This is a genomic window from Peribacillus sp. P4_C12, from assembly GCF_056402095.1.
Window position 1 is genome coordinate 1 of sequence record NZ_JBFUIB010000150.1, and the last position, 7,998, is coordinate 7,998.

General features: G+C 35.4%; 7 protein-coding genes and 2 pseudogenes. 4 read left to right on the top strand and 5 right to left on the bottom strand.

What is annotated here, in order from left to right:
- Nucleotides 1-271: pseudogene (locus AC1DUW_RS16620) on the top strand (glucose-6-phosphate dehydrogenase); the annotation flags it as partial.
- Here the strand turns inward: AC1DUW_RS16620 and AC1DUW_RS16625 are convergent.
- The 5 genes and pseudogenes from AC1DUW_RS16625 to AC1DUW_RS16645 all read right to left on the bottom strand — a co-directional run.
- Nucleotides 235-511: pseudogene (locus AC1DUW_RS16625) on the bottom strand (site-specific integrase); the annotation flags it as partial. The pseudogenes AC1DUW_RS16620 and AC1DUW_RS16625 overlap by 37 nt on opposite strands.
- 426 nt (nt 512-937) lie before the next feature.
- A complete protein-coding gene (locus AC1DUW_RS16630) occupies nt 938-1,390 on the bottom strand; it encodes an SMI1/KNR4 family protein (protein ID WP_477642995.1) in 453 nt (150 codons plus the stop codon).
- A gap of 292 nt (nt 1,391-1,682) precedes the next feature.
- Nucleotides 1,683-2,669: a beta-ketoacyl-ACP synthase 3 gene (locus AC1DUW_RS16635; RefSeq protein ID WP_477643002.1), complete on the bottom strand. Its 987-nt coding sequence runs from the start codon at nt 2,667-2,669 to the stop codon at nt 1,683-1,685.
- A gap of 401 nt (nt 2,670-3,070) precedes the next feature.
- Nucleotides 3,071-3,415 (bottom strand): ArsR/SmtB family transcription factor, encoded by a 345-nt coding sequence (locus tag AC1DUW_RS16640; protein WP_477642996.1) that lies wholly within the window; start codon nt 3,413-3,415, stop codon nt 3,071-3,073.
- 27 nt (nt 3,416-3,442) lie between these two features.
- A complete protein-coding gene (locus AC1DUW_RS16645) occupies nt 3,443-5,203 on the bottom strand; it encodes a SulP family inorganic anion transporter (protein WP_477642998.1) in 1,761 nt (586 codons plus the stop codon).
- Between the two features lie 268 nt (nt 5,204-5,471).
- Between AC1DUW_RS16645 and ytzI the strand changes: the two genes are divergently transcribed.
- From ytzI to AC1DUW_RS16660, 3 genes are all read left to right on the top strand, one after another.
- Entirely contained in the window at nt 5,472-5,633 is a 162-nt protein-coding gene (gene ytzI / locus AC1DUW_RS16650) for a YtzI protein (protein WP_477642999.1), read from the top strand.
- A 632-nt stretch (nt 5,634-6,265) separates the two neighbouring features.
- On the top strand, nt 6,266-6,772 hold the full coding sequence (locus AC1DUW_RS16655; protein WP_477643000.1) for a DNA mismatch repair protein: 507 nt from the start codon (nt 6,266-6,268) through the stop codon (nt 6,770-6,772).
- A 35-nt stretch (nt 6,773-6,807) separates the two neighbouring features.
- A protein-coding gene (locus tag AC1DUW_RS16660) for an IS3 family transposase (protein ID WP_477643001.1) occupies nt 6,808-7,958 on the top strand; the annotation gives its coding sequence in 2 pieces (ribosomal slippage) (nt 6,808-7,045 and nt 7,045-7,958; 1,152 coding nt in all).
- The last annotated feature ends 40 nt before the right edge of the window (nt 7,959-7,998 follow it).

Here is a 7,998-nt window from a genome sequence, read left to right on the forward strand (position 1 = left end):
AAACGGTAAAATAGAGCCCGTTACGGTGACGTTTTCAGCAAATGCAAAAGAWGTACCKGAAGCCTATGAGCTCTTACTGTTCGATGCTTTGCGTGGCGATCCAACTTTCTTTGCCCACTGGAATGAAGTTGAATTATCTTGGAAGTGGGTTCAACCTATTTTGGAGGTATTTGAGGAAAATGCCATTCCCCTGTGTCCTTATCGTTCAGGTTCGATGGGGCCAGACGCTTCTGATCAATTATTGGAAGAGGACGGATTTAAGTGGTTATAGGTTTTGATGCATACGTTATTCGATTCTTCTTCGGTAATGCAGATATAACGCAGGGTGACGGAAGGTTGGGAATGATGAAGGATCCGTTGCAACATGGAAATATCCTTCGTGGCATTGTAAAACCAATAGCCAAACGTTTTCTGTAAGGTATGATTGCCAGCGAAATCTGCAGGCCTTATTTAACTGCCGGTAGGCCTGAGTAGAGGTAATGGGGTGTTCTCCCTTTCTGGGGTACCGCCACATTCCCATCAAGTTAAAATTTCTTTATCCCCCCCAAACGAAAAAAGCCATCCTTTCAATAGTATTTATAGAAAAAATAGTTCATTTTTTCGCTTTGGGGGGTATTCCTTTTTCTTAGCTTGATGGCGATGGGATACAGCCGACAAAACGCGGATTTCGCACGTTAAGACTAAAATCAAGACTTTTATCAATTACTGCATTCTAAACGGTAGGCAGATCAAAAGGTGAACTTTTGACACACCAAGAGGTTCTTGGTGAAGTGAGTCTATCAACTCCTTAATGCTCCCTTCGGTCCGCTTAACGTTGACAGACGCCATATATATAAGGCTCGTACAGCTTTTGAAAAGCATATCAAACTATATTCGTGTAAATTCACTATAAAAAAACCTTGAAAGGTCATAGCCAATCAAGGGGAATCAAATAAAATTAGATCTCATCCGGGATCTTCAGCCCTTCAATAAAGGATTTAAAACTTTCTGCAACCTTATAGATATTTTCGTCCTGGGTTGATGGATCCGAATACCACCCTTGATCCCAGAAGTAGACCCCTTTTTCCTCATCATTATTTATCAACAGGATTTTACCTGCGCACGTATCACTACCTATTATGATGCAATTCGTATGTAAGTCTTTCTTATACTCCTCATGCCATTTCAGCAAATCAAGCTCTTTTTCATTAACATCTATTCCATATAATACTTTTAACGAAACAAGTGTGTCTAACGCATCCACATAAAACTTACAGTGTTGCACAGTAGTAGTACCTCCATTATATTCAAGGAGAAATTGTTTATAATCGGCAGGGATTTCAAAATCAACATATCGCTCAAAGTTATTGATTGCTTCCCGTGTGGCTTTTCCGTATCCAGTAATGTTCATTTTATCAACTCCAGTTCAATTTTCTATAAAACATTAAGCTGAGCCATATTTTACGACATACTATAATTTAATACCCATCACCACATTCTAATCCTGTTCACCAATACTAGGGTTTAAATGCCTCTCAGCAAGGAAAAAGGAATGCCAAATCCGTAAATGGTTGCTTAAATATTGAGTGGCTTATAGTGTAGTAGCATTACCCAGGAATTGTGTGTAAATCACAAACTATGGTGAAGAAACTAATTTTTTGAGTATCCACCAACATTAAAGCCCCCATTACCATTACTAGATTTTATAATTTTATATTCCACGTTAAAACAAGCCCTAAATGTGTAAGTCCTCCTCCAAAGCCATAAAGCAATAAAGTATCTCCATATTGGATTTTCCCTTCTTCTATTCCTAAATTTAGTGCTAATGGAATGGAAGCAGATGAGGTATTCCCAAAGTACTTCATACTGGTCAATGTTTTTTCTATGGAAATTCCTGATTTTTCACATATTGATTCAACCATCCTTAGATTCGCGCTATGTGGTACAAACCAGTTAATATCCTCTATGTTTAATTCTGTCTTGTGTAATAATTCTTCTATTCCTATTGGTAAAGTACGGGCTGCCCATTTGTATACTTCCCTTCCATTCTGAACCATCTTTCCAGTTGTGTTTAAAGGTTTATCATCCATAGTAGTTGCAAAGGTTGTTCTGTATACATGAATACCACCTTCTCCATTAGTACCCATATGGTTTGCCAGGAAACTAGGATTTTCCTTGTCAAATTCGACTAACATAGCACCAGCGCCATCTCCGAATAGAATACAAGTTGTTCTATCTTTATAGTCGGTTACTTTTGATAAAGTCTCGGTTGCAACAACTAAAATCTTTTTATGTGCCTCGGAAGTAATTAAATTGTTAGCTAAATGTAAACCATATGTGAAACCTGCACAGGTAGCATTTAAGTCAAAAGCTCCTGTACAAGGGATATTAAAGTGACTCTGAATTCGACTTGCCACACTAGGAAACGCATAGTCCGGAGTTGTTGTTGCTACTATAATACAATCAATATCTTGTAAATCTTTATTATATTTTTCAACCAGATTTTCTATAGCATTAAAAGCTAAATGGGAAGCGTATTCTTCGTCTCCTGCTATTCTCCTTTCCTTTATGCCAGTCCTTTGAACAATCCATTCATCATTAGAATCTACCATCTTTTCTAAGTCTTCATTTAATAATCTCTTCTGAGGAACATAGGTACCAATAGCTGTTATTCGAGCTTTAGATTTAATCATTAGATCACACCTCATTTTTTTTTATATATCACCTAATTAGTACTTCAGTATTAATTAGGGAAATAGTAATTGGGTTTAAACTCTTTCTTAAACATTGTAGTCGGGGTATTGCTAACATTTTTTTTAAAATCCACGGTACTACATTTATTGAAGCAAAAAGCCAGTTTTTTCACGCTAAGGAGAAAGCGAATGGCTTTTGTTGTTTAAATAAGTTTATTAATAGGATAGATTGAGAATGAGAATTAATTACTTTCTAACATCCTTTATCCTACCTATTCCATTACATACATGGCACTTCAAATTTATAAAAGGAATCTTTGTTTTTATTTTCCCCTTGCCCTTGCAACGATAACATAGTCTTATAATTTACATTTTTACGCCTCATTTATCGTCTTTTCTTATATACCATTGTCATTATCGCTATCATTTAATTTATCTAACATGGTTATAGCATCAACAAGGTGATTATTAAAAATTTGACGAGCAACACTGAGCAGTTCAATAATCATAGGATCTCTTAAGGAATAAATCACCCGATTACCATCTTTGGTGCCTGTAACTATATTTTTTGCTCTCAAGACTGTTAATTGTTGTGATACTGCAGAACCTTCACTTCCTACAAGATTTTGAATTTCATTTACATTTTTGTCTCCGTCAGCTAAAAGTTCAAGAATTCTTATCCTAAGAGGATGAGCAAGAGCTTTAAAAAATTCAGCTTTAAACTGTTGCATTTCTAAGTTCAATTTATTTCCCTCTCTTTCTAGATACAATTAAGATGTTGTAACTACTTCCCCTTTTTCTTTCATGTTCTCATGTGCACCAGAAAGGACAGTACATTCCCTAAATGCAAAATGTTTACATCCAAGGCATTTGTCCTTATTTAGATGTTTAAGTGCAAAATTTATTGCATCTCCAGTATGTTCAAAAAAATGTTCTTCTCCTATACATTCATATAAACCCGTCTTTTTTAACACACTTTTAGGTTGAACTTTAATACCTGATATCAATACAATCCCATGTTTTGAAAAATCCTTTATGATACTTGATAAATAAGATTCGCCTGTTGTATCCATAAAAGGGACTTTCCCCATTCTTAAGAGTAAAACCCTCGGTTTGTAGTTGATCGTATTCATTATTGAGTGCTCAAAAGCTTGAGCAGCTCCAAAAAACAAAGGACCTTCTACATTATAAATACTAATTTGAGGACAGTCACGAGCATCTGTCACCATGTGAGATTCCATCTTTTCATGTTTATTATTTGGGTTAGGTAGTGCCTTGACTGTTACCATCATATCACTCATTCGTTTTGTAAATAAAACTACTGCTAATAAAACCCCTACTTCAACAGCAACTGTAAGATTAACAAAAACAGTTAATAAAAAGGTAACAACTAGAACAAATGAATCTTCTGTTTTTGTTTTTAACACGTGATAAAATACATGTCTCTCACTCATGTTCCAAGCTACTACCATTAAGATAGGGGCCATACTGGCTAAAGGGATACTTGAAGCATAAGGAGCAAGAAGTACTAATACTATCAAAACTACAATTCCATGTATCATTCCAGAAAATGGCGAGATCGCACCATTTTTGATATTTGTAGCTGTTCTTGCTATGGCTCCAGTTGCAGGAATTCCACCAAATAAAGGAGTAATCATATTAGCGATACCTTGACCCACTAATTCTCGATTACTATTATGCTTACTATTTGTCATACCATCAGCGACCACTGCAGATAATAAAGATTCGATACCCCCAAGTAATGCAATTACAAAAGCTGGACCAATTAATTGTTGTACGCGTTCAAAAGTCATTTCAGGTACCTCAAAATGAGGTAAGGTACTTGGAATCTCACCAAATGTTGAGCCAATTGTTGCTACTTGATTAGGATAAAATATGCTGGCTATCACGGTAGAAAATAATAATCCTATAAGTGGACCTGGAATCTTCGGAAAGAGTTTAGGAGTTAATAAGACCGCAATAAGGCATATTCCAGCAGTTAACACACTAAAAAAATTAATGGAATGAATGTGAATGATAATTTCTCTAATATTACTTAAAAAGGTTTCATGTTTTTCTACCCCTGTAAGACCTAGAAAATTAGCAATCTGACCCACAAAAATGATAACGGCTATTCCTGATGTGAAGCCTATAGTCACAGGCCTTGGAATAAATTTAATCAATGAACCAAGTCTAAAGATTCCCATTAAAAATAGGATAATACCTGCAAAAAATCCAGCAATTAATAAGTTTTCATACCCATAAGTCATGACAATTCCAAATAAAATGGGAATAAAGGCTCCTGTAGGTCCACCAATTTGATACTTTGACCCACCAAACAGTGAAATTAAAATACCTGCAATGATTGTAGTATATATTCCATATTCCGGCTTAACTCCAGAAGCAATTGCAAACGACATACCCAAAGGTATAGCAATTACCCCAACGACTAGACCAGACAAAAGATCTTTTTGAAAATTTTGTAAAGAATACCCACTATATCTCCCAGTAAAAAACCATTTATGTTGCATAACCAACCCTTCTTCATTTATACTATTTTGTATATTACTATATCTGATTATTTGAATATACTATGATATGAATGTACAATGTTTCCTTGTTTATGTCAAAAGAAATTTTAGATGGAAGAGAAATACTAGTTAATGACTGCGTATTTGGCTTACAAAAATTCTTTTTAAAAGAAAATTGAATTGTTGGATGAGTAGGAAAACTTACAGAAACAGATCGTAAAGATAAACCCCATTTGATGATTTTATTAGTACTTTAGGAGGGACTAAAATGGCGATTACAGTCTTTGTATGCAGTATCATTATTATTATCATTTCAATAATAAGTTTTGAGGTTGTAATTCAAGCCTACAAATTTAAACATACTATTGACCCAATTAATCACAAACTAGAAGGTAATAAAGTACAGGAGCAAAAAATAGAACAACCGTAGAGTATGTGTCTCCATTCTCGTCAGAATATAATTAGTAATTTTCAAGATGGCGTTGGAGACGACGATACCTGCTCTTTTCCTACTGCTGAACGCCATACAATAGACCAAGTAGTTTTTGGAGACACCTACTGAATGTGCTGCTTCGGTTAAGGATGATTTTAAATATCTATTGCCTTATTAGAACTAGTTGACTTCCTTTTTACCTGCGCTCTCATTATGTCCAAGCACTAGCCCAAGATTATAATTAATAGAAATATTTCCCTGTGTACAATGAAAGAAATAATAATAAGGATGATGGGGAAATGGACATAAATCTTACGAGGATAAAGACGGGAACAGGATTGTTATAGGTGATCTAGTGGAGGTCATTTATCAAGAACCTAATGTCGAAAAAATAGGTCACTATGTTTGGATTAACATAGAGGGTGAAGGAAATGTTTGGAGGCGGGCACAAAGCTTACTAGAAAATATACTAAATAGGCATAAATAAGAGATGGACAATGTGTGAAGAATTAACGTTCATGGGCATGTGGATGGTTCGCTACATAATGTCCTGTTTGGCATAGTTGGATTGGGTAAAGAGAATTGGTTAATCTTAGGGAGAAATAATAATTGCGGATGGAGCGAGTAAGTTGAGTATAGAAATAAAGAGGGAAGACATTATCCAACATGGATTGATGGTACTTCAATTAGTTGGGTCACATTATATTTGTGAGATTTGTATAAAAAGTGGGAACTCTTGTTGTCAAGGGTGTGAGTTTTTAAAAGACGGTTTAGGGTGCCAAAAAAGAAATACTAGTTGTACTGCTTGGTTATGTGGTTTACAAAAATTCTTTTTAAATCAAATTGAATTGTTAGATGAGTGGGAAAACTTATGGAAACAGGTCCCTGGACAATGGTTTCGTTGGGATAACACCCCAGAAACGATAAAAATAAAATCATTACTTAATCTTGAACTGCTAGATAGTAAAGTGGGAAAAATGATAGCTGAAGAGTTTGAATTGTTTGTAAAAGAGGGAGGGAATTTAGATAAGTTAGAAAGAAAGTTGAACCTTATTTTTGAGCTTAGAAATTCAGAAAATATTCATTCTTTATATAGAAGTGGAGTTAGTATAGTTTCATGGACACATTTTAGTTAAGTCCTTACAATRATTTTTGAGAGGATGTGTCTGTCTTGGAACGTAAGAATACAGGTAAAAAATATAATAATGAATTCAAGAAGACTATTGTAGATCTTTATCACTCGGGTAATTCGGTCAAAGAATTAAGCGGCGAATATGGCGTATCAGAAGTTACCATTTATAAATGGGTTAAMGAATTTACCCCTATCGGTTTAGGGGAAGAGTCTATGACTCCAAAGGAATTAGCCGCCATACAGAAGGAAAACCTTCGGTTAAAGCAAGAAGTTGAAATCTTAAAAAAGGCTATGGCCATATTCGCGAAAAAGTAACCGAGACAGATCTTACCGAATTTATTGAGGAACACAAGAAACAATATCCCATACAAAAGWTGTGTGAAATACTAGAAATCCCAAGAAGCAGCCATTATCAGTCCCTTCAAATAGTCGTATCAAATCGCGAACAGGAAAACCAAGAACTCACGAAGGAAATTCATCTCATTTACCTGGAAAGCAAGGGACGATATGGGGCTCCAAAGATTCATGAAAGCTTATTAWCCAAAGGGTTTTCCCTAAGTCTAAAGCGTGTTCAACGTTTAATGAGCAARGCGAGAATTCGTTCTATTACTAAGAAAAAATACCGTCCCTATCCATCTAAAGAAAAKGTTATTCAATTGGATAATTTGCTAAAACGAGACTTCACTACTCAGACCATTAATGAGAAATGGGTAGCAGATATTACGTATATCCACACGTTAAAAGACGGATGGTGTTATTTAGCTTCGGTACTGGACCTTCATTCTAAGAAAATAGTWGGGTATTCATTTTCTCGTTCAATGACGACAGAACTGGTCATAAAAGCTTTCAATAACGCACACATTTCACAAAAGCCCTCGGAGGGCTTAGTTCTTCATACCGATCTTGGCTCACAATATACAAGTAGTGAGTTTACTCAACATATCCAAAACCATCATATTAAGCAATCCTTTAGTCAGAAAGGTTGCCCGTACGATAATGCCTGTATTGAATCCTTTCATGCCCTATTAAAAAAGGAAGAAGTCMACCATGTACAATATCTAGACTACCAAACAGCTAAATTAGCGATGTTCCAATTTATTGAAGGTTGGTATAACCGAAAAAGAATTCACAGCAGCTTGGGCTATCAAACCCCACAAGCCATTGAAGATCGAATTAGGAATACAGCTTAAGATTTAACTTTTTAGTGTCCAAAATATTGACTCAAATCCA

What these genes read in the sequence shown, in the direction of transcription:
- AC1DUW_RS16630 (WP_477642995.1), bottom strand. Translation starts at nt 1,390, where the DNA reads ATGAACATTACTGGATACGGAAAAGCCACACGGGAAGCAATCAATAAC.
- AC1DUW_RS16645 (WP_477642998.1), bottom strand. Translation starts at nt 5,203, where the DNA reads ATGCAACATAAATGGTTTTTTACTGGGAGATATAGTGGGTATTCTTTA.
- ytzI (WP_477642999.1), top strand. Translation starts at nt 5,472, where the DNA reads ATGGCGATTACAGTCTTTGTATGCAGTATCATTATTATTATCATTTCA.